Origin of the sequence: Entomomonas sp. E2T0, assembly GCF_025985425.1 — a bacterium.
GTDB lineage: Bacteria > Pseudomonadota > Gammaproteobacteria > Pseudomonadales > Pseudomonadaceae > Entomomonas.
In genome coordinates, this window is sequence record NZ_CP094972.1 from 830,881 (window position 1) to 853,581 (window position 22,701).

The 22,701-nt window shown below is 37.7% G+C and carries 24 protein-coding genes; 16 read left to right on the forward strand and 8 right to left on the reverse strand.

What is annotated here, in order from left to right:
• Positions 1 to 53: 53 nt before the first annotated feature.
• Complete coding sequence (locus tag MTZ49_RS03990; RefSeq protein WP_264747101.1) at positions 54 to 1,403, forward strand: OprD family porin; 1,350 nt, start codon at positions 54 to 56, stop codon at positions 1,401 to 1,403.
• Between the two features lie 58 nt (positions 1,404 to 1,461).
• Here MTZ49_RS03990 and MTZ49_RS03995 read toward each other — a convergent pair whose 3' ends face one another.
• From MTZ49_RS03995 to MTZ49_RS04030, 8 genes are all read right to left on the reverse strand, one after another.
• Positions 1,462 to 2,382 (reverse strand): MetQ/NlpA family ABC transporter substrate-binding protein, encoded by a 921-nt coding sequence (locus tag MTZ49_RS03995; RefSeq protein WP_264747102.1) that lies wholly within the window; start codon positions 2,380 to 2,382, stop codon positions 1,462 to 1,464.
• A 14-nt stretch (positions 2,383 to 2,396) separates the two neighbouring features.
• Positions 2,397 to 3,086 (reverse strand): methionine ABC transporter permease, encoded by a 690-nt coding sequence (locus MTZ49_RS04000; RefSeq protein ID WP_264747103.1) that lies wholly within the window; start codon positions 3,084 to 3,086, stop codon positions 2,397 to 2,399.
• Positions 3,087 to 3,827 carry a methionine ABC transporter ATP-binding protein gene (locus tag MTZ49_RS04005; RefSeq protein WP_413774173.1) on the reverse strand — a complete coding sequence of 247 codons (741 nt, stop codon included), beginning with the start codon at positions 3,825 to 3,827 and terminating at the stop codon, positions 3,087 to 3,089. It lies immediately after the preceding gene.
• Between the two features lie 177 nt (positions 3,828 to 4,004).
• A complete protein-coding gene (locus MTZ49_RS04010; protein ID WP_264747104.1) occupies positions 4,005 to 4,409 on the reverse strand; it encodes a heme-binding protein in 405 nt (134 codons plus the stop codon).
• A gap of 23 nt (positions 4,410 to 4,432) precedes the next feature.
• Complete coding sequence (gene argA / locus MTZ49_RS04015) at positions 4,433 to 5,737, reverse strand: amino-acid N-acetyltransferase (protein ID WP_264747105.1); 1,305 nt, start codon at positions 5,735 to 5,737, stop codon at positions 4,433 to 4,435.
• A 94-nt stretch (positions 5,738 to 5,831) separates the two neighbouring features.
• On the reverse strand, positions 5,832 to 6,971 hold the full coding sequence (gene argE / locus MTZ49_RS04020; protein ID WP_264747106.1) for an acetylornithine deacetylase: 1,140 nt from the start codon (positions 6,969 to 6,971) through the stop codon (positions 5,832 to 5,834).
• 2 nt (positions 6,972 to 6,973) lie between these two features.
• A complete protein-coding gene (locus MTZ49_RS04025) occupies positions 6,974 to 8,332 on the reverse strand; it encodes a tryptophan--tRNA ligase (protein WP_264747107.1) in 1,359 nt (452 codons plus the stop codon).
• A 25-nt stretch (positions 8,333 to 8,357) separates the two neighbouring features.
• Positions 8,358 to 8,990 carry an alpha/beta hydrolase gene (locus tag MTZ49_RS04030; protein ID WP_264747108.1) on the reverse strand — a complete coding sequence of 211 codons (633 nt, stop codon included), beginning with the start codon at positions 8,988 to 8,990 and terminating at the stop codon, positions 8,358 to 8,360.
• Between the two features lie 134 nt (positions 8,991 to 9,124).
• Here MTZ49_RS04030 and MTZ49_RS04035 point away from each other — a divergent pair, with 134 nt between their 5' ends.
• From MTZ49_RS04035 to glmU, 15 genes are all read left to right on the forward strand, one after another.
• A complete protein-coding gene (locus MTZ49_RS04035; RefSeq protein ID WP_264747109.1) occupies positions 9,125 to 9,604 on the forward strand; it encodes a YhcB family protein in 480 nt (159 codons plus the stop codon).
• A gap of 274 nt (positions 9,605 to 9,878) precedes the next feature.
• Complete coding sequence (gene mnmG / locus MTZ49_RS04040) at positions 9,879 to 11,768, forward strand: tRNA uridine-5-carboxymethylaminomethyl(34) synthesis enzyme MnmG (protein ID WP_264747827.1); 1,890 nt, start codon at positions 9,879 to 9,881, stop codon at positions 11,766 to 11,768.
• Positions 11,768 to 12,409: a 16S rRNA (guanine(527)-N(7))-methyltransferase RsmG gene (gene rsmG / locus MTZ49_RS04045; RefSeq protein WP_264747110.1), complete on the forward strand. Its 642-nt coding sequence runs from the start codon at positions 11,768 to 11,770 to the stop codon at positions 12,407 to 12,409. The genes mnmG and rsmG overlap by 1 nt, the downstream gene beginning before the upstream one ends.
• Before the next feature lie 11 nt (positions 12,410 to 12,420).
• Entirely contained in the window at positions 12,421 to 13,206 is a 786-nt protein-coding gene (locus MTZ49_RS04050; RefSeq protein WP_264747111.1) for a ParA family protein, read from the forward strand.
• Between the two features lie 9 nt (positions 13,207 to 13,215).
• Positions 13,216 to 14,088, forward strand: a complete 873-nt coding sequence (locus MTZ49_RS04055) for a ParB/RepB/Spo0J family partition protein (RefSeq protein WP_264747112.1) — start codon at positions 13,216 to 13,218, stop codon at positions 14,086 to 14,088.
• A 142-nt stretch (positions 14,089 to 14,230) separates the two neighbouring features.
• Complete coding sequence (locus MTZ49_RS04060; RefSeq protein ID WP_264747113.1) at positions 14,231 to 14,629, forward strand: ATP synthase subunit I; 399 nt, start codon at positions 14,231 to 14,233, stop codon at positions 14,627 to 14,629.
• Between the two features lie 14 nt (positions 14,630 to 14,643).
• Positions 14,644 to 15,468: a F0F1 ATP synthase subunit A gene (atpB, locus tag MTZ49_RS04065; RefSeq protein ID WP_264747114.1), complete on the forward strand. Its 825-nt coding sequence runs from the start codon at positions 14,644 to 14,646 to the stop codon at positions 15,466 to 15,468.
• Positions 15,469 to 15,541: 73 nt separating this feature from the next.
• Positions 15,542 to 15,760, forward strand: a complete 219-nt coding sequence (atpE, locus tag MTZ49_RS04070) for a F0F1 ATP synthase subunit C (RefSeq protein WP_201092493.1) — start codon at positions 15,542 to 15,544, stop codon at positions 15,758 to 15,760.
• A gap of 83 nt (positions 15,761 to 15,843) precedes the next feature.
• Complete coding sequence (locus MTZ49_RS04075; protein WP_264747115.1) at positions 15,844 to 16,314, forward strand: F0F1 ATP synthase subunit B; 471 nt, start codon at positions 15,844 to 15,846, stop codon at positions 16,312 to 16,314.
• A gap of 12 nt (positions 16,315 to 16,326) precedes the next feature.
• The gene (locus MTZ49_RS04080; RefSeq protein WP_264747116.1) at positions 16,327 to 16,863 is read left to right on the forward strand and encodes a F0F1 ATP synthase subunit delta; all 537 of its coding nucleotides are present in this window, start codon (positions 16,327 to 16,329) and stop codon (positions 16,861 to 16,863) included.
• A gap of 15 nt (positions 16,864 to 16,878) precedes the next feature.
• Positions 16,879 to 18,423 carry a F0F1 ATP synthase subunit alpha gene (gene atpA, locus MTZ49_RS04085; RefSeq protein WP_264747117.1) on the forward strand — a complete coding sequence of 515 codons (1,545 nt, stop codon included), beginning with the start codon at positions 16,879 to 16,881 and terminating at the stop codon, positions 18,421 to 18,423.
• A 51-nt stretch (positions 18,424 to 18,474) separates the two neighbouring features.
• Positions 18,475 to 19,368, forward strand: coding sequence for a F0F1 ATP synthase subunit gamma (atpG, locus tag MTZ49_RS04090; RefSeq protein WP_264747118.1), 894 nt, complete (start codon positions 18,475 to 18,477; stop codon positions 19,366 to 19,368).
• Between the two features lie 32 nt (positions 19,369 to 19,400).
• On the forward strand, positions 19,401 to 20,777 hold the full coding sequence (gene atpD / locus MTZ49_RS04095; protein WP_264747119.1) for a F0F1 ATP synthase subunit beta: 1,377 nt from the start codon (positions 19,401 to 19,403) through the stop codon (positions 20,775 to 20,777).
• A 51-nt stretch (positions 20,778 to 20,828) separates the two neighbouring features.
• Entirely contained in the window at positions 20,829 to 21,248 is a 420-nt protein-coding gene (locus MTZ49_RS04100) for a F0F1 ATP synthase subunit epsilon (RefSeq protein ID WP_264747120.1), read from the forward strand.
• Positions 21,249 to 21,319: 71 nt separating this feature from the next.
• Positions 21,320 to 22,678 (forward strand): bifunctional UDP-N-acetylglucosamine diphosphorylase/glucosamine-1-phosphate N-acetyltransferase GlmU, encoded by a 1,359-nt coding sequence (glmU, locus tag MTZ49_RS04105; protein WP_264747121.1) that lies wholly within the window; start codon positions 21,320 to 21,322, stop codon positions 22,676 to 22,678.
• Positions 22,679 to 22,701 lie beyond the last annotated feature (23 nt).

The following is a 22,701-nucleotide window of genomic DNA, read 5'->3' on the forward strand; positions in this document are numbered from 1 at the left end:
CAAAATGTGTCTTAAAAAATAATAGTTAACTAGACTTTGGGAGTCCTCTATAAATGCAGCCATCCAAAAAAGGTGTCTTACTAGTAGCCGCCTGTTTAGCTTTTCCGCCGTTTTCATTTGCTAGCGAACAAAGTGAGAGTAAAGGATTTATTGAAGATAGTAAATGGAATGCTCATGTTCGAAGCCTTTATTTTAGTCGTGATTTTAAAAGTAGTCATTATACTGGCCAGAGTAAACGTATGGCATGGGGACTTGGCTTAAGTACAATTTTTGAGTCTGGGTTTACTGAAGGTACGGTTGGATTTGGTTTTGATGCGTGGGGATTACAAGGTATTCGTTTAGATGGTGGTAGAGGCCATGCTAATGCTGCGATGGATGTTACTCCTGTAGGGGACTCAGGGCGTGCAGCTCATGATTGGAGTCAGCTTGGTGGGGCTGTTAAAGCAAGAATATCAAATACAACGATTAAATATGGTAATCAGTTTGTAAACTTGCCTGTTTTAACAACGGATTCTACAAGGCTATTACCAGAGTCCGTGACGGGTACTTTGATTACAAGTAAAGAAATTGAAAATCTAGTCATTCATGCTGGGCACTTTACTGCTATAAGTGGTGCTCATAGTACAGGGCATGACAACTCAGGCTATCCAAATGCTTATTTTGTTGGTATGAAACGTTTAGATTTAATAGGCGGTATTTATCAGTTTACAGATAATTTTAGTTCTAGCCTCTATTATGCTTGGAACGAGGATATTGCTAAACGTGCTTATGGTAATTTGAACTACACTTATCCCATTGATAAAAAACAAAGTGTAAATTTCGATTTTAATATTTATCATACAGACTATGATAAAAAATATGTGCGTCGTACCAGTAATGGTGATATTGATAAGAGTATTAATAATACTACATGGAGCTTAGCTGGTAAGTATACTTATGATGCTCACTCCTTTATTTTAGCCTATCAACAATCACAAGGTGGTTGGTATGGCCATGGTTTTGACTATGGTTCAGGCTATGGTACTAATGATGGTGGTAGTACTATTTGGTTAGCTAACTCTTATGAGTCAGATTTTAATGCTAAAGATGAAAAATCATTGCAGGTAAGTTATGAGTTAAACGGGGCAGGTATAGGTGTTCCAGGTTTAGCTTTTAAATCAGCTTATGTGTATGGCTGGGATGCTGATACTGCTGGTTATAGTGGTGGTAAAAAGGGTAAGGAAAGAGAGTTATTTAACCAAGTTTCTTATACTTTCCAAGAAGGACCCACTAAAGATTTATCATTAAGATTACGTACTTCATTCTATAGGGCGACTAATAAATTCTCTTATGGGGATAATAATGAAGTTCGTGTTTATGTGGACTATCCATTAGATTTAATGGCTCTTATTAGAAAACAGTAAAACATAAATAATAAAAAAAGCCCTTCATTTGAAGGGCTTTTTTATAGTAAGCAAATAATTATTGAGTGACTTTAGTTTCTTTTGGGGCTTCTTCTTGCTGTTTTTCTTCAGACTTTACAGCATTTGTTTGTTCATTCCAATTAGCAGGCCATTTGTATCCAGCAAATGTTTTATGAGAGTAAGCTTTAAACTCATCAGAATTATAAGCAGCAATAATATCTTTTGCCCAAGGGGTATTAATATCTTTAGTACGTATTACACCCCAATTAACATAAGCAAAACTAGGCTCTTGGTAAAGAGCTGTTGTTAAATCCACACCAGAACTTACGGCATAGTTACCGTTGATAATAGCAAAATCTACATCATTACGAGCACGAGGGATTTGAGCAGCCTCTAATTGTACTAACTTAATCTCATACTTATTTTCTTGGATATCGCGTTCAGAGGCAGTTAGTGGGTTGATATTATCTTTAAGCGTTACCCATCCTAACTCATCCATCATTACTAAAGCACGAGCAAAGTTGCTAGGATCATTGGGTACAGAAACCGTCATGCCTTGTTTAGCTTCATCTAGTTTTTCTAAACGACCAGAATAGATGCCTAGTGGAGCTGTAGGCACTTGGAATACAGGTGTTAAATCTAACTTTCTTTCTTCTTTAAAGGTATCTAAATAAGGCTTATGTTGGAAAATATTTACATCAATACTTCCTTCGGCCAAAGCAAGATTAGGTTGTACATAATCAGTAAACTCAGTTAGTTTAACTTCATAACCTTTTCTTTCTAAGATAGGTTTGATAGAAAATTTAACCATATCACCAAAATCACCCACAGTAGTACCAAAAACAATAGTTCTTTTTACAGTTGATTCAGCACTATGAGAAGAATGATCTTCTTGTTTTTTATCACCACAGCCAGCTAAACCTAAGCAAGCAGCTAAGAGCCCAGTACTTAAAACTTTTAAGACAATATTATTTTGCATTATTATATCCAACCTTAACGTTTATCGAGTTTACGAGTAACAAGATTACCCAATGCTTGTATCATAATAACAATAACTGATAGTAAGATAACAACAGCTACCATCACATCTGTTTGATAACGATTATAACCATAACGAATGGCTAAATCACCTAGACCACCACCACCAATCATACCTGCCGCAGCACTATAAGAAAGTATACTAATGATTAGTACGGTGGTGCTGGATACAATTCCTGCCCTAGCCTCAGTAATTAAAACACGAAAGATAATAGTGGCATTAGAAGCTCCCATTGCTTGGGCTGCTTCAATAATTCCTTTGGGGATTTCCCTTAAACTTTGTTCGACCAATCGAGCAAAATAAGGGATAGCAGCAATAGATAAAGCTACAGAAGCAGCATAAGGACCAATGCGAGCACCTGTTAATAATGTTGAGAAAGGACTAATAGCGACCATTAAAATAACAAAGGGGAAAGCCCTTAAGAAATCTACTAATGTACCTAATGTTTTATTAAACCATTTATTTTGCCATAACTGATTGGTACTAGTTAGGTGTAAACAAACACCTATTGTTAGGCCAAAAACCACAGCCACTATTGTCGAAATAGCAACCATAATAAAAGTTTGCTGGCTAGCTAACCAAATCTCACTTCTTATGGACCAGATATTCTCTAAATAATAGAGGAGACCAGAGCTATACTCCATTTATAAATCCTCAATTAATTTTGTAGCAAGTTCAGAGTTAGCTAAAATTTGTTTGTCTTTAACTTCAGCAATTTCAACGAGTTGACCATGTTCCATCAGTGCTGCACGATTACATATACTGCGAATTACTTGCATTTCATGAGTAACAATAACAATAGTGACATTAAAACGTTGGTTAATATCTTTTAGGCAGTCTAAAACACTACGGGTAGTAAAAGGATCTAAGGCACTGGTTGGTTCATCAGCTAAAATAACATGTGGACTAGGTGCTAAAGCACGAGCAATACCGACACGTTGCTTTTGTCCACCAGACAGTTGAGCAGGATAATGGTTAATACGATCTTCTAAACCAACAATAGCTAAACATTCTTTTACCCGTTTGGTAATTTCTGTTTTTGACCAACCAGCAATTTTTAAGGGAAAGGCTACGTTATTAGCAACTGTTAAATTGCTTAGTAAATTAAATTGCTGAAAGATCATTCCAATATTTTGGCGTGCTTTACGTAATTGTGGGCTTGGTAATCTGGTGAGGTCTTGCCCGTCAACTTCTACCTTACCACCATCAGGGCGCTCTAACAGATTAATCAAGCGCAATAAAGTAGATTTACCAGCCCCAGAAAAACCAATTAACCCAAAAATTTCGCCTTGATCGATAGTAAGAGAGGTAGGATGTACTGCATCAAACCACTGTCCCTTTTCAGGATGGGCATAACGCTTGTAAACCTGATCCAATACAATCATTTAATAAAAAACTCCATACCGTGCTTAGCAGGTATTTAAAAAAGCATTCTTTAGGGAATAAAGTAACTGATTACAAACTAATGGGGAAATAGTTTTCAGTTATTTCTATATAAATAATGTTCAAAATCCCATTATTATATAATGAAAACCAAGTAAAATAATATGATAATTTAATAGCTAATTAAGAGCATTAGCCCCTGCTTTAGCTACTTGAGCGTCTTGAAAGGATTTAGCGCCTGATACACCAATAGCACCAATAACTTGCCCTTCATAGATAATAGGTACTCCACCTTCCAATATGGCGGAAAGCACGGGTACTGTCATAAATGAGTTACGACCATCGTTGATGATATCTTCATAAGCTTTAGACTCTCTGCGGCCTAATGCAGAAGTGCGTGCTTTCTCCATCGCAATGTAAGAACAGATAGGCACGCAGTCATCTAAACGCTCTAATGCTAATAAATGACCACCATCATCAACTATAGCAATTGCCATAGCCCAGTTATTTTTTAATGCTTCTTCACGAGCAGCAGTTAATATTTTTTGCACCTCTTGTTGTGTTAAAACGGCTTTTGTTTTCATTGTATGACCTTGTAATTTTTATATTAAAGTACTTTTTCAAATACTTTTGAGTTACGTTGAAAGTTGTAAAGAGAAGCTCGAGCTGTAGGTAATCGATCAACACTACTTGGATTAAAACCACGTTCTAAAAACCAATGGGCTGTTTTTGTTGTGAGTACAAATAGTGTTTTTATAGTTTGTTGGCGCGCACGTGACTCAATTCTAGCCAATAGCAAATCTCCTTTACCATCATGACGATATTGTGGATTAACAGCTAGGCAAGCTAACTCTCCTGAGTCTGAATCTGAAATAGGGTAAAGCGCTGCACAGGCAATAATCATCCCTTCGCGCTCAATAACAGAGAATTGATTAATTTCTCTTTCTAGCACTTCACGAGAACGACGTACTAATATACCTTGCTCTTCTAAGGGACGAATTAACTCCATAAGGCCACCGATATCTTCAATGGTGGCTTCTCTAATGGTTTCAAATTGTTCTTGGGCTACTAGTGTTCCATTGCCATCGCGACTAAATAATTCTGCTAGTAAAGCGCCATTTTCAACATAGGAAACAATTTGTGAGCGTTGCACACCTTGCCGACAAGCTTCTACAGCAGCATTTAATAATTCTGCTTGGTAGTCATTGGCTAGCCTTGTAATATGGGGTAGGGCTTCATTGGGACGTAGTTCACGAATAAGTTCACCTTGCTCGTTGAAAATACCTTTTTGCTCACCATATAGAATAAGCTTGTCTGCTTGCAGTTTAATGGCAGTAGCCATTGCTACATCTTCGCAGGATAGGTTGAAAATTTCACCAGTAGGTGAATAACCAAGAGCTGAGAGTAATACAATATTTCTTTCATCAAGCTGGCGGATAATACCTTTACGATCAATTCTTCTTACTTCTCCAGTGTGTTGGTAATCAATACCATCTACCACACCAAGAGGCTTGGCAGTGACAAAATTACCACTGGTGACGCGTAGTCTAGAACCTTGCATAGGAGACGACGCTAAATCCATAGAAAGTTTTGCTTCAAAAATACTGCGTAGCCGTCCAACTACCTCAGTTACGCATTCTAATGTTGCAGCATCTGTAATACGTAAGCCTTTGTGATATTTTGGTGTAATCTGTTTCTCGGTTGTTTTTTTATTAATTTGTGGTCTTGAGCCATGTACTAAAACTAGTCGAACACCTAAGCTATGTAATAGTACTAAGTCATAAATAATATTATTAAAGTTAGGATGTTCTATGCCTTCACCAGGGAGCATAACAACAAAAGTGCCTTCCCGATGGGCATTAATATAAGGGGATGCTTGCCGAAGCCATTGTACGTAATCAAAATCAAACATAATAAGAACCTATTGTTAAAACGAAAAGAGTCAACTTATACCCATGAGTTAGTTCGTTTTATCGTCGTTTCACTGCTTTAGGCTCCTGATTAATTTATAAACAATAGTATGCTATTAATTGGCGTAATAATAAAGTATAAGGTTCAATTTGGGAAAGAGATAAGTATTCGTTAGGCTGATGGGCTTGATCAATTGAACCTGCCCCTAATACGATAGTGTCACCTGTTACTTGTTGAATATAGGGAGCTTCTGTAGCAAAAGCAACCGCTTCACTTTGATAACCAGTTAGTTTTTCAGCTAGTTTTACTAATTCAGAGTTAGCATTTTGCTCGAAGGCAGGTACATGACTAAATAAAGGATTGTATTCAACACTTATCTGATGCTGTTCTGCTATAGGTTTTAGTTTATTATTAATAGCCATTCTTAGCTCATCAGCAGACATATTAGGCAAGGGTCTTAAATCAAACTCCAAAGCACATTGCCCACAAATCCGATTAGGATTATCACCACCATGGATACAACCAAAATTTAAAGTAGGATAGGGCACAGTAAACAATGGATTTTGATATTGTTGCTGCCATTGTGTACGTAGTTTTATAAGCTCTGTGATTACATCATTCATTGCTTCTAAAGCATTATGGCCTAAAGCAGGGTTTGAAGAGTGTCCACTTTGCCCTAGTAATTCTATGCGTTCCATCATAATCCCTTTATGCAAACGAATAGGGCGCAAGTTAGTTGGCTCACCAATAATAGCCGCACGACCAAATTTTTGTTGGTTAGCTACTAATGCTCTTGCTCCACTCATTGAGCTTTCTTCATCACAGGTAGCAAGAATAAATAGGGGGTATTTAAAAGATTGTGTTAATAAGGGTTGAATGGCTTGAATGGCAATAGCAAAAAAGCCTTTCATATCGCAACTACCTAGACCATACCAGCGATTATCTGCCTCAAATAAATCTAATGGATTACTATTCCAAAGCGATTCGTCGTAAGGCACAGTATCAGTATGACCAGCTAATACTAAGCCACCAACTCCAGAGCCATATTGTGCTAATAGGTTATATTTGCCTTTAGTGACTTGTGTTATTTCACAAGTAAATCCCAGTTCTGTTAACCATGTAGCCAATAGATCAATAACAACTTTATTACTTTGATCTATATGGGCTTGGGTACAACTGACAGAAGCCGCTTGTAGCAACTGCCTAAATTGTTGTTTAAAACTGGGTAAGACCATTATTATTCCTGTTCTGCAAGTTCTTGTAGAGCTTGTTTTATTTCTTGAACAGTGGTTGCTAATTCGGCGTCAGTTGTATATTCAATACTATTGGCGATACGCTCATTATTCCAATAAATAATTAATTGTAAACCTTGCTGTATAATACCTATCTGTTCTGGGTTATTAATAAGTTGATTAGTAAGTTCACCAATTTCTTTAGGGTTAGCAAAACCTTTAGATAATAATAATTCTTCACCATTAGCAGCCATTAGTCGAAAATGGAAATTACCATCTTTTTCACGGAAGCTAACGAAACGAGCTGTCTTAGCTGATTTTTTCTTTTCAGATTTTGTAGTTATTAATTGCTGCTTAAAGCTGCGTAATCCCACAGATTCTCTTAACTCTTGTAAGAAAGGTATGGCTAGTTTTCTAGCTTTAGCAGCACCTGCTTGTAGGATTTCTTCAATTTTAGCAGGTTGATTAATAAGTTCTTGATAAAGTTCGCGAGGCTCTGCTAATTCATTATTAATCACAGTAAATAATTGCTGTTTAGCTTCTCCCCACGCTAAACCATCTTTTAATTCATTGTAGAAAGTGGTGGTTTGTTCTGGTGTGGCAAATGCTTTGTAAATAGTGAATAAATGGGAGTTGTCAGGATCTTTAGCTTCACCGGGTTGTTTTGAGTCAGTAACAATTTTTAAGATAGCCTCTTTTAATTGCTTTTCTGAACTGAACAAAGGAATTGTGTTGTCATAACTTTTGGACATTTTACGGCCATCTAAACCTGGTAGAGTGGCTACAGCCTCTTCAATTTGTGCCTCTGGTAAAGTAAATAGTTCCTTTCCTTGACCAAATAGCATATTGAAACGTTGCGCGATATCTCTAGCCATTTCTACGTGTTGTACTTGGTCTCGACCAACAGGGATTTTATGGGCATTAAACATAAGGATATCTGCTGCCATGAGTACAGGATAGCAAAAAAGCCCCATAGTAATGCCTGCATCTGGATCTTCATTTTGCTCTAAGTTTTTATCAACAGAAGCTTTATAAGCATGAGCTCGATTAAGTAAACCTTTGGCAGAAACACAGGTTAATAACCACATTAATTCAGGTATTTCAGGGATATCTGATTGGCGGTAAAAAGTTACTTTTTCAGGATTAAGACCACTGGCTAACCAAGTAGCAGCTAATTCTAAGCGTGATTTTTGAATACGTGCAGGATCATCGCATTTAATAAGTGCATGATAATCAGCTAGAAAATAAAATGAATCAACATCAGGCTGGCGGCTAGCCATAATAGCTGGACGAATAGCCCCTGCATAATTTCCTAAATGGGGAGTACCTGTTGTTGTAATGCCTGTAAGAACACGAGTTGTCATAATAATATCGCTTACTGTAAATAAATTATTGAAGATAAGGGGTTACTAATTCTTTTAAATCGTTTAAGCGGCCATGAAAGAAGTGACTGCATTCAGGCACAGTTAACAATGTATGGGGTTTAGTTAATGAGTTAGCCCAATCATAAACGGTTTGTGGATTAACTACTTCATCTGCTTCTGGTTGAATAATTAATAAAGGACTTTGCTCAGGTAGTCTGCCATCTATATTGAAGCGTTCAATTGGGGGCGCAATCATCACTAATTGCTTAATAGCAATAGCTTGTCGCTCTAAATCGCCAGCTAAACAAGCTGCTACACAAGAACCAAAAGAGAAACCCATAATGACAATAGGTTGCTTAGGATTTTTTACTTGTAGCCATTCAAAAGCAGCTTGAGCATCAGCTATTTCGCCTTCGCCTTCACCGTAGCTGCCTTCACTATTACCAACGCCTCTAAAATTAAAGCGTAAAGTACTCCAACCATTATCTCTGGCAGTACGTTGTAAAGTAGCTACAACTTTATTATGCATAGTTCCTGCATATAATGGGTGAGGATGACATACCAGAGCAATGCCTTTAGCATCAGGCTGTTCAAGATATAGTGCCTCAAGTTTCCCAGCAGGCCCGTCAATAAATAATACAATTTCTTGAGCTGACAACGTTAAACTCCGTGTCCAAAACATTAATATATTGGTAGACTATATAAAGAATAAATTTTAAAGCAAAGTATTTTTGTTTTATACCATTACTTTGTAATATTTCCTTGTATGGCTAATTATATTGAAAGAGAGGCATGATGATGGAGATGGGGTTAGTTGTAATTATTGCTATCGTAGCATTTTTAGTAGGCATGTTTGGTGGCTTTTTAGTCAGCAAAGCTACTGGAAGTAGTGATCGCTCTGGCAATTTAAAAAATCAAATGGAGAGTTTAGAAGAGCGCTTTACAGATTATCAAAGTGAAGTAGCTAGCCATTTTAATAAAACAGCTAATATTGCTCAAAAGCTTTCTCAAGATTATCAAGAAATGCAAGCACATTTAGAGCATTCAGTAGAGGCTCTAGTAACAGATAGTGAGTTGCGTGCTAGATTAATATCAGAAATTAAAGCGAATGATCAAAAAGCGTTAGATTATTCAGCAGAAGGTGCTGAGGAAGTCTGTGTGGCGGAAGCTGTAACTGTTACAACTTATAATGATATTCCAAGAGATTATGCACCTAAAGCACCAGGTGAACCAGGAACATTAACAGAAGAATTTGCTGTTAAACATAAGTAAAAATTAAAGTGCTTTAGCAGGTTTAATTTATTAAGCCTGCTAGCATAAGTTGTTATCAAGATCAGTCGCTATTTTCTTTAAGTGTTTTCACGATCTAAGTTTTTATGCTTATCATCAATTAGGTTAATAAATAATTAGCTAAAGCCTAAAAATCAATAAATAATTAAATTTGTAAACTAAGTAATATATAACTTCTTTAATGTTGTAGGTAAAATAACTATAATATGCGGTTATTTTTCAGGCATTCGTCTGTTTTTTCCTAAGAGGTTGAATGGTGGACTTTCCTAGTCGTTTTGGAGTCATTGTTGTTGGTGGCGGTCATGCAGGTACAGAAGCTGCATTGGCGTCTGCACGGATGGGGGTTAAGACACTCCTACTTTCTCACAATATTGAAACATTAGGTCAAATGAGCTGTAATCCTGCTATTGGCGGGATTGGTAAAAGTCATCTGGTGCGGGAGATTGATGCACTAGGTGGTGAAATGGCCCATGCAGCTGATAAGGCAGGGATTCAGTTTCGTATTTTAAATAGTAGGAAAGGGCCAGCAGTTAGAGCAACACGTGCCCAAGCAGATCGTATTTTATATAAAGCCGCTATTCGCTATAAATTAGAAAATCAAGAAAACCTTTGGTTATTCCAACAAGCCTGCGATGATTTAATTGTAGAAGGTGATACAGTAAAAGGTGTGGTTACCCAAATGGGCGTGCGCTTTTTTTCTGATACTGTGGTATTAACGGCAGGTACTTTCTTAAACGGTTTAATTCATATAGGTTTACAAAATTATTCAGCAGGGCGTGCCGGTGATCCACCAGCGATTGCATTAGGTAATCGCTTAAGAGAGTTACCATTAACTGTGGGTCGCTTAAAAACAGGTACACCAGCTCGTATTGATGCAAGAACTGTTGATTTTTCAGTAATGACAGAACAACCAGGTGATTTTCCTTCACCTGTTATGTCTTTTTTAGGTAGTGTTGCAGATCATCCTAGGCAAGTTAGTTGTTGGATTACTACTACCAATACTCGAACCCATGAAATTATAGCGGCAAATCTTGATCGCTCACCCATGTATTCAGGGGTAATAGAAAGTGTGGGGGCTCGTTATTGCCCATCCATCGAAGATAAGATACATCGTTTTGCTGATAAGGAAAGTCATCAAGTTTTCTTGGAGCCAGAAGGGTTAAATACTAACGAGTTGTATCCGAATGGTATTTCTACGTCATTGCCTTTTGATGTACAGCTAGCCTTTATTCATACTATGAAAGGACTAGAAAATGCACATATTTTGCGTCCAGGCTATGCTATTGAATATGACTACTTTGATCCTAGGGATTTAAAAACGAGCTTAGAAACTAAACATATTAATAATCTGTTCTTTGCAGGCCAAATTAATGGTACAACGGGTTATGAAGAGGCAGGAGCACAGGGATTATTAGCAGGTTGTAATGCTGCTTTAAAAGTACAAGGAAAAGAGCCTTGGTGTCCTCGTCGAGACGAAGCTTATATAGGTGTATTGGTCGACGATTTAATTACCTTAGGTACTCAAGAGCCCTATCGCATGTTCACTTCACGCGCTGAGTATCGTCTTATTTTAAGAGAGGATAATGCAGATTTACGTTTAACAGCAAAAGGTCGTGAATTGGGGTTAGTTGATGATATTCGCTGGGATGCATTTTGTCGTAAGCGTGAGCAAATAGAAAAGGAAACAGAACGTTTAAAATCTACTTGGATATTACCCAATACACCAAAAGGTGATGCAATAGTTAAACGATTTGATACAGCATTAACACATGAGTATAACTTACTTAATTTGCTAGCTCGTCCTGAGATTGATTTTAAATCATTAGCAGCTATTGTTGGCATTGAAAGTATTGATGAGCAAGTAGCAGAGCAGATAGAAATTCAAACCAAATATGCAGGTTATATTGATCGTCAGCAGGAGGAAATCGCTAAGTTACGTGAGAGCGAGGAAATTAGTCTACCTGAAGATATAGACTATACCATCATTTCTGGGCTGTCTAAGGAAATTCAGCAAAAGCTTATGGCAGTTAAGCCACAAACATTAGGTCAAGCATCCAGAATATCAGGGGTAACGCCTGCAGCCATTTCATTGTTAATGGTTTATTTGAAAAAACGTAATGCCAGCCGTAAGTTGGAGCAAGTATAATGAGCTTGGTCACAGATCAACAAGCTCATTTGCTCAAGCAAGGTATAAAGCTGCTAGGACTAGCAATAACTGAGCAACAGCAGCAGTTATTACTTGGTTATTTAGAATTATTGGCGAAATGGAATAAAGCTTATAACCTAACCGCGGTACGTGATATTAATGAAATGGTATCTCGCCATTTATTAGATAGTTTAAGTATTGTTCCCTATATAACAGGAAAAAATTGGTTAGATGTGGGGAGTGGTGGCGGTATGCCAGGTATTCCTTTGGCTATTATGTTTCCTGATAGTGATTTTACCTTGCTTGATAGTAATGGTAAGAAAACTAGATTTTTAACACAAGTAGTACTTGAGCTAAAATTGACTAATGTGCATGTGGTTAATCAGCGAGCGGAATCGTTTCACGTGAAACAACCTTTTTCAGGTATTGTTTCTCGTGCCTTTAGCTCACTAGAAGATTTTATTAACTTAACTAAGCACTTGGCAGATCAAAAAACACAATGGTTTGCTATGAAAGGTCTTTATCCTGAAGAAGAGTTACAAACACTGCCAAAAGAATTTAAGGTAGAATCTGATTATCAGTTGACGGTGCCAAATTGTGATGGACAGCGTCATTTATTAGTTATAAAACATCACCAGTAAAAGGTAAATACATGGCCAAGGTTTATGCAATTGTTAACCAAAAAGGTGGGGTAGGTAAAACAACTACCTGTATCAACCTTGCTGCTTCCTTGGTAGCTTCTAGAAAACATGTATTGCTTATTGATTTAGACCCTCAAGGCAATGCGACCACGGGTAGCGGTGTTGACAAGTTGGCATTAGAGCGATCTGTTTATGATGTGTTAGTCGGAGACTGTAGCTTTGTAGAGGCTATGCATTTTTCTGAGCAGGCGGGATATCAATTATTACCTGCGAATAGAGATTTAACAGCGGCTGAGGTAGAGTTATTAGAAATTGCTCATAAAGAAAATCGTTTACGAGAATCCTTAGCACCTATTCGTGACAATTATGATTATATCCTGATTGATTGCCCACCCTCACTTTCTATGTTAACCGTTAATGCTTTAGTGGCTGCTGATGGAGTTATTATCCCTATGCAATGTGAATATTATGCATTAGAGGGATTAACAGATTTATTAAATACTATTGAAAGAATTACGTTGTCATTAAATCCTACCTTACATATTGAAGGTTTGGTGCGTACTATGTACGATGCGCGGATGAGTTTAACCAATGATGTTTCTGTACAATTGCAACAACATTTTGGTGATAAGCTTTATGATACAGTGATTCCACGTAATATTCGGTTAGCTGAAGCGCCTAGCTTTGGATTGCCTGCATTGATTTATGATAAACAATCAAAAGGTGCAGAGGCTTATTTAGCGTTGGCTAAAGAGCTGATTAAAAGACAACGTAGTGCAAAGAATACAAATTCATAAGGAACCATTATGGCTGTAAAGAAAAGAGGGCTAGGACGAGGTTTAGATGCATTGCTTGGTGGCAATACCGTATCTGCCGTTCAAGAGCAAGCAGCTAATACTCCACAAAGTGAATTACAACATTTACCTTTAGAAATTATCCAGCGTGGAAAATATCAACCACGTCGTGATATGGATCCACAAAGTCTTGAAGAGTTAGCGCAGTCTATTAGATCGCAAGGCGTGATGCAGCCAATTGTGGTGCGTCCAATAGCTAAAGGTCGCTATGAGATTATTGCAGGTGAACGCCGTTGGAGAGCGAGTCAACAAGCAGGTTTAGATAAAATACCTGCATTGGTAAGAGATATTCCTGATGAAACGGCGATTGCATTAGCTTTAATTGAAAATATTCAACGGGAAGATTTGAACCCTATTGAAGAAGCCATAGCTTTACAACGTTTACAACAAGAGTTTGAGTTAACGCAACAACAGGTAGCAGATGCTGTAGGAAAGTCTCGAACAGCAGTAACTAATTTATTACGCTTGATTAGTTTGCCAGAAGATGTAAAAGTAATGCTTTCTCATGGTGATTTAGAAATGGGGCATGCGCGTGCTTTATTAGGATTGCCGGTTGAAAGACAGATAGAAGGCGCGCGGTTTATTGTCGCAAGGGGTTTGTCAGTACGTCAGGCAGAAGCTTTGGTTCGTCAGTGGTTAAATGATACCTCAAAGAAAACTACTAAAGTGACTAATGACCCTGATATCAAAAGGCTTGAACAAAAACTGGCTGAACGCTTAGGGTCGCCTGTGGCGATTAAGCATAATAAAAAAGGTAAAGGTGAGTTAGTAATACGTTATAATTCACTTGATGAGTTACAGGGTGTTTTAAAGCATATTCATTGACTTAAAGGAAATTTGTAAAAAATAATGTAACTTTGAGTTGAAGCTTTGCTTGGATATCCCTATACTTTGCGCCAAATTAAATAATTATGATTGAAGTTAATGAAAAATAACTTTATTGGTTTAAAATAGTCAGGCTAATACAGTGGCTTTTCGCAATAAAATGCCTATTTACCAGTTACCAGCATTTAAGGTGCTAGTAATACAAGCTTTAGTAGCAATAGGGTTAGCATTAGCTTTCTTGTTAAAAGATTTAAATGCAAGTTTTTGTGCATTATTAGGTGGTTTAATTGCCTTATTACCTAATATTTATTTTGCACTAAAAACATTTCGTTATTTTGGCGCCCAGTCAGCTATGGCCATTACTCTGTCATTATGGACTGGTGAAATGGGCAAGTATGTTTTAACAGCAGCTTTATTTGTGCTGGTGTTTTTGGCTATTAAGCCAACAAATTTAATAGCACTGTTCATTAGTTACTTTATAGTGCTAATAGTTTCATCCTTAGGGTTGTTATTAGTTAAAAAAAGTTTTAAAAAATATTAACGGTTGAGGCAATTATGGCAGCAGGCGAAGGACAAACGGCAGCAGGTTATATTCAGCACCATCTGCAAAATCTAGTTTTTGGTAAAACTCCAGATGGTTGGATGTTTGCAAAGACTCATGAGCAAGTACAGCAAATGGGTTTTTGGTCAATACATGTTGATACTATGTTTTTCTCCATTTTAATGGGTGTCTTCTTCTTATGGCTATTTCGTTCGGTAGCTAAAAAAGCTTCTCTAGATAATCCAAGTAAACTACAGTGCTTAGTTGAGTGGACGGTTGAGTTTATTGATGGCACTGTAAAAGATGTCTTTAAAGGCAATAATCCTCTTATTGCTCCACTTGCCCTAACAATCTTTGTTTGGGTTTTCTTGATGAATAGTTTGAAATGGATTCCTGTTGATTATATTCCAGGTCTTGCACATGCTATTGGTATTCCTTATTGGAAAATTGTTCCTACAGCAGACCCTAATGGTACTTTTGGTATTTCTATTGGTGTGTTTATCCTTATCCTATACTATAGTTTCAAAATTAAAGGGGTAGGTGGTTTTACCAAAGAATTAGCGTTTACACCATTTAATCACTGGTTATTAGTACCTTTTAATCTGTTTTTAGAAATCATCGGATTGTTAACTAAGCCACTTAGTTTGGCTCTCCGGTTGTTTGGTAACATGTATGCAGGGGAAGTAATCTTTATTTTGATTGCATTGTTACCATTCTGGATTCAATGGGTGCTTAATGTACCTTGGGCAATCTTCCATATTCTAGTTATTCCATTGCAAGCATTCGTATTTATGGTATTGTCAGTGGTTTACTTGAGTGCAGCGCACGAGCATCACTAATAATAAATAATTGGTGTGTGAGATAGTTTTTTATTAACTTTGGTTTTTTATTATATTACTTTTAGGAGTTTATATGGTTTACTTAGCAGCAGCTTTAATGATCGGTTTAGGTGCCTTAGGTACTGGTATCGGTTTCGCTATCTTAGGTGGAAAATTACTTGAATCAACAGCTCGTCAACCAGAGTTAGCTTCTACCTTACAAACTAAAACCTTTTTAATGGCTGGTTTACTTGATGCGGTACCAATGATTGGTGTGGGTATTGCTATGTACCTTATCTTCGTAGTTGCCTAACGCTAGTTAAAGATTTTGAGCATTTTGATGCTTAATTTAATGAAACTAGCCAAATCAACTGGGATAGCATGAGGTAAGTCGCTATGAATATAAATTTGACATTAATCGGTCAAACTATTGCCTTCGCTATTTTTGTCTTGTTTTGTATGAAATATGTATGGCCTCCTATTAATCAGGTTATGCAAGAACGCAAGAAAAAAATTGCGGAAGGTTTGGATGCGGCAGGTCGTGCTGAGCGCGAATTGCAAGAAGTCCAACAGCAAGTAGAGCAAATACTTCGTGAAGGTAAAGAGCAAGCAGCAGACATTCTTGATAAAGCTAATAAAACAGCTTCATCTATTATAGAAGAGTCTAAACAACAAGCTCGTACCGAAGGCGAAAAATTAATTGCTAGTGCTAGGTCTGAAATTGATCTGGAAGTAAATCGTGCCAGAGACCAACTTCGCTCACAAGTAGCAAGTTTGGCTGTGCAAGGAGCTGAGAAGATTTTAGAGTCTTCTGTAGATGCTGATGCGCATAGTGATCTGGTTGATAAAATAGCTTCTAAACTGTAAGCGGAGCAAGCAATGATAAATACCCATACGCTTGCCAGACCTTATGCAAGAGCTGCTTTTGAGTTTGCTAAGACAGCAAACCAAGTTGACGCTTGGTTTACTATGTTAGAACTGGCTGCTTGTGCTTTGGAGCAACCTGTAGTTGTTCAAGAACTGGGTAAACCAACATTAACGCGTGCTCATAAAGCTGATTTATTATCCAATTTATTGGCAGGCAAAATAGACGAAACCTTTAGTAATTTTTTACATATAGTGGGTGAACATGATCGTTTGTCTTTATTACCTACTATTTGTGAACTTTATAAAGACTATAAGCTAGAAGCTGAGCGTGTAGTAGATGCAGAGATAGAAACTGCTTTTGAATTATCTGATGAGCAGCTTCAAAAAATAACTGCCGCCTTATCAAAGCGGCTTGAGCGAACAGTAAAAGCTAAGCAAACAGTAAATGCTGCATTAATTGGTGGATTAACCATTCGTGCAGGTGACTTGGTAATAGATAGTTCGGTTCGCGGTCGGCTAGATAAGCTCGCCGAAGCAATGAATTCCTGATTTGAGGGGCATGGCATGCAGCAATTAAATCCTTCTGAAATAAGCGAAATTATCAAGGAGCGTATCGCTAAACTTGATGTTTCAACGCAAGCTCGTAATGAAGGTACTATCGTTAGTGTTTCTGATGGTATTGTACGTATTTACGGTCTTGCTGATGTAATGTATGGTGAAATGATTGAGTTTCCAGGTGGTGTTTATGGTATGGCACTTAACTTGGAAGAAGACTCTGTTGGCGCCGTTGTATTAGGTGAATACTTAAGCCTTTCTGAAGGCATGAGTGCAAAATGTACAGGTCGTATCTTAGAAGTACCTATCGGTCGTGAGTTATTAGGTCGCGTTGTTGATGCGCTTGGTAATCCTATTGATGGTAAAGGTCCTCTAGGCACTTCTGCTACTGATGCTATTGAAAAAGTGGCACCTGGTGTTATTTGGCGTAAGTCAGTAGACCAACCAGTACAAACAGGTTATAAATCTGTTGATGCGATGATTCCAATTGGTCGTGGTCAACGTGAGTTAATCATTGGTGACCGTCAAATTGGTAAAACCGCTTTAGCAGTTGATGCGATCATTAACCAAAAAGATAGTGGCATTAAGTGTGTTTATGTAGCTATCGGTCAAAAACAATCAACGATTGCTAACGTGGTACGTAAATTAGAAGAAAATGATGCTTTAAAAAATACTATTGTAGTAGTAGCAAGTGCTTCTGAATCTGCTGCATTACAATACTTGGCACCTTATTCTGGTTGTACCATGGGTGAGTTCTTCCGTGATCGTGGTGAAGATGCATTAATTATTTATGATGATTTGTCAAAACAAGCAGTAGCTTATCGTCAAATTTCATTATTGTTACGTCGACCTCCTGGACGTGAAGCTTATCCTGGTGACGTATTCTATTTACACAGTCGTTTATTAGAACGTGCTTCACGTGTATCAGAAGAGTATGTTGAGAAGTTCACTAATGGTGAAGTAAAAGGCCAAACGGGTTCTTTAACAGCTTTACCGATTATTGAAACGCAAGCAGGTGACGTTTCTGCATTTGTACCAACCAACGTAATTTCAATTACTGATGGTCAGATCTTCCTAGAAGCATCATTATTTAACTCAGGTATTCGTCCAGCGGTAAACGCAGGTATTTCAGTATCTCGTGTGGGTGGTGCAGCACAAACCAAGATAATCAAAAAATTATCAGGTGGTATCCGTACTGCACTTGCTCAATATCGTGAGTTAGCGGCATTTGCGCAGTTCGCTTCTGATCTTGATGAGGCAACCCGTAAGCAATTAGAACATGGTCAACGTGTAACAGAGTTAATGAAGCAAAAACAATATGCTCCATTCTCAGTTGCACAAATGTCAGTTTCTCTTTATGCGGCAGAACGTGGTTATTTGCAAGATATTGGGTTAGATAAGATTGGTGCTTTTGAAGAAGCATTATTAGAATACTTCAACAGAGATAAAGCGGATCTTATGGCAAAAATTAACGTTAAAGGTGACTTTAACGATGAGATTGATGCTGAGATTAAAGCAGGTATTGAGAGCTTTAAAGCTACCCATACTTGGTAAGACGATGCAGGTGTTGTAACAACACCTGCTAACTAATGCTAAAGGTGTAATATGTCAGGCGCAAAAGAAATTCGCACAAAGATTGCGAGTATTAAAAGTACGCAGAAAATTACCAGTGCTATGGAAAAAGTAGCAGTGAGTAAAATGCGTAAAGCGCAACAACTAATGGCGGCAGGTCGTCCTTATGCTGAGCGCATTTATCAAGTAATTACTCATTTAGCCAATGCTAATGCAGCTGAGTATCGTCATCCTTTTATGACAGAAAGACCTGTTAAGCGTGTTGGTTATATTATTGTTTCTACTGACCGTGGTCTTTGTGGTGGTTTGAATACTAACTTATTTAAGGAAGTAATCAAAGATTACAAAAAATGGAATGATGAAGGTGTTGAAGTTGAGCTTTGTGTGGTGGGATCAAAAGGCATTAGTTTTTTCCATCATTTTGGAGCAAAAGTCACTGCAGCAATAACTAATATTAGTGAGCAAGCTTCTATTAAAGAATTAGTAGGCGGTGTTAAGGTAATGTTAGATGCCTTTGATGAAGGGCGTTTAGATAGAGTGTATTTAGTAGGTAATGAGTTTGTTAATACCATGACTCAGAAGCCAAGATTATTACAACTATTACCATTGCCAACTACTTCAACGGCGAAAGATGATGCTGTTGAACATCAGAAGATGGTTGAACGTAATTGGGATTATATTTATGAACCCAATGCGCAAGAATTACTTGATACATTGTTAATTCGCTATATTGAGTCATTAGTGTATCAAGCGGTGGTGGAAAATGGGGCAGCAGAGCAAGCAGCGCGTATGATTGCGATGCAGAATGCGACTAATAATGCCGAAGATCTTATTGGTGAATTGCAGTTAATTTACAATAAGGCTCGTCAGGCGGCCATTACCCAAGAAATTTCCGAAATTGTTGGCGGTGCAGCTGCTGTATCGTAAGAAAGGTTTATAAATTCAGAGGATATCCAGCTATGAGTAGCGGACGTATCATTCAAATTATCGGTGCTGTTATTGATGTGGAGTTTCCACGTGACAATGTACCTAAAGTTTATGACGCATTAAAAGTACAAGGCGTTGAGACAACGCTGGAAGTTCAACAACAATTAGGTGATGGTGTTGTCCGTTCCATTGCAATGGGATCTACTGAAGGTCTAAGGCGTGGTCTTGATGTAGCTAATACAGGTGCTCCTATTTCTGTACCCGTAGGTGTAAAAACCTTAGGTCGAATTATGGACGTATTAGGTAATCCTATTGATGAAGCCGGTCCTATTGGTGAAGAAGAACGTTGGAGTATCCATCGTGAAGCTCCTTCGTTTGAAGAGCAAGCAGGCGGTAATGACTTATTAGAAACAGGTATCAAGGTAATCGACTTGATTTGTCCTTTTGCTAGAGGGGGTAAAGTAGGTCTATTCGGTGGTGCTGGTGTTGGTAAAACCGTTAACATGATGGAACTTATCCGTAATATTGCGATGGAACACAGTGGCTTCTCTGTATTCGCAGGTGTGGGTGAGCGTACTCGTGAAGGTAATGACTTCTATCATGAAATGAAAGAATCAAGCGTTCTTGATAAAGTTGCTCTTGTTTATGGACAAATGAACGAGCCTCCAGGAAACCGTCTACGTGTAGCGTTAACAGGCTTAACCATTGCAGAAAAATTCCGTGATGAAGGTCGTGATGTATTATTATTTATCGATAATATTTATCGTTACACCCTAGCAGGTACTGAAGTATCAGCGCTTTTAGGCCGTATGCCATCGGCGGTAGGTTATCAACCAACCCTAGCTGAAGAAATGGGTGTATTACAAGAACGTATTACTACTACTAAGAAAGGTTCTATTACCTCTATTCAAGCAGTATATGTTCCTGCGGATGACTTAACTGACCCATCACCAGCAACTACTTTCGCTCACTTAGATGCGACCGTAGTATTATCGCGTGATATTGCATCGTTAGGTATTTACCCTGCAGTTGATCCACTAGATTCTACATCTCGTCAGCTTGATCCACATGTAATTGGTCAAGAGCATTATGAAGTGGCACGTGGTGTACAATATGTATTGCAACGTTATAAAGAGTTAAAAGATATTATTGCTATTTTAGGTATGGATGAGTTATCAGAAGCTGATAAGCAACTAGTAGCTCGTGCTCGTAAAATGCAACGTTTCTTATCTCAACCATTCTTCGTAGCGGAAGTATTTACTGGTTCGCCAGGTAAATATGTACCTCTTAAAGAAACAATTCGTGCTTTCAAAGGCATTTTAAATGGCGATTATGATCACTTACCAGAGCAAGCATTCTATATGGTAGGTACTATCGACGAAGTCATTGAAAAGGCTAAGACCCTATAATGGGTGTGCCCATAATGTTATTATGGGCATAAAGTAGAGGGTAATATAGATATGGCAATGATTAAATGTAGCATAGTCAGTGCAGAAGAATCATTATTTACTGGTACTGTTAAACGCGTGGTAGCTCATGGTAGTATGGGTGATCTAGGTATATTACCTAATCATGCGCCGCTATTAACTAGTTTGTTACCAGGCCCTGTGCGTGTTGTTAAAGAAGATGATTCAGAAGAGATTTTCTATATCTCTGGTGGGTTTTTAGAAGTTCAGCCATTAGAAGTAGTGGTACTAGCTGATACAGGTATTCGTGCAGAAGACCTTGACGAAGCCGCAGCAAAAGCTGCCATGATTAGTGCTGAACATGAGTTGAATGATAAAACATCTCACCAAGACTACAGTAAAACAGCTTCTAGTCTTGCGCAGGCAGCAGCACAATTACGGACAATTACTGAACTTAGAAAAAAGTTTAAATAATTGTTGGGTAAGTGATTTAATTTATAAAAAGGGGTGGCTTAGGCTGCCCTTTGTTTTTTGGGGTATTAATTATGTCATTAGAAGTGATTATTCTTGCAGCGGGTAAAGGTACTCGCATGTGTTCAACACTCCCTAAAGTTTTACATAAAATAGCAAGTAAAACTATGCTAGGGCACGTGATTGATAGTGCTAGAAGATTAAAACCTCAAAAAATACATGTGGTTATTGGTCATGGTGCTGAACAAGTAAAAGAATTATTTACAGCAGATGATATACATTTTGTCTTACAAGAACAGCAATTGGGAACAGGGCATGCAGTAGCCGCTGCGATACCTTTTGTGGAAAGTGAAAAGGTATTAATACTGTATGGCGATGTGCCATTAATTGAAACAAATACACTAGAAAGCTTAATTAAATTTATACAACCGTTATTTTTGGGTTTATTAACTGTTAATCTAGCTAATCCTACAGGTTATGGTCGTATTATTCGTAATGAGCAGGGAAGTGTTATAGCCATTGTTGAGCAAAAAGATGCTACTGAGCAGCAAAAACAGATTAAAGAAGGTAATACAGGTATTCTAGCATTATCTACTGAACCATTAAAAAAATGGTTGGCAAAATTATCCAATCAAAATGCGCAAGGTGAGTATTATTTAACTGATATTATTGCCATGGCAGTTAATGATGGTTTTACTATAGCGACCACACAGCCCGAAACAGAAATGGAAGTACAGGGGGCTAATGATCGTGTTCAATTAGCACAACTAGAGCGATATTACCAACTGAAATTAGCTCAAATATTAATGAAAAAGGGTGTTACCTTACTTGATCCTAGCCGTTTTGATTTACGGGGAGAAGTGGAAGTAGGTTCTGATATTGAAATTGATATTAATGTTATTTTAGAAGGCAAAGTAGTTATTGAAGATGGTGTAACTATTGGGGCTAACTGTATTATTAAAAATACTACTTTAAAGGAAGGTGTGATTGTTAAGCCAAATAGCCATATAGAAGGTGCTATCTTAGAAGAAGAAAGTGATGCAGGTCCTTTTGCCCGTATACGTCCAGGTACAATATTGCATAGAAAAGCTCACGTAGGGAATTTTGTGGAGTTAAAAAATACCTCTTTAGGAGAATACTCCAAAGTAGGTCATCTAACTTATTTAGGTGATACAGAGGTTGGTAGTTATTGTAATATAGGAGCTGGTACGATTACTTGTAACTATGATGGAGTTAATAAATACAAAACGGTTTTAGGTGATGAAGTATTTATTGGTTCTAATAACTCACTGGTTGCCCCAGTAGTTATTGGTGATGCAGCTACAACAGCAGCCGGCTCAACTATTACTAAAGATGTGGCACCTAACTCTTTAGCGATTGGTCGTGCTCGTCAAATACAAAAAGATGACTGGCAAAAACCTAAAAAGAATTAGGTTTAGAGGGTATAAAATATACC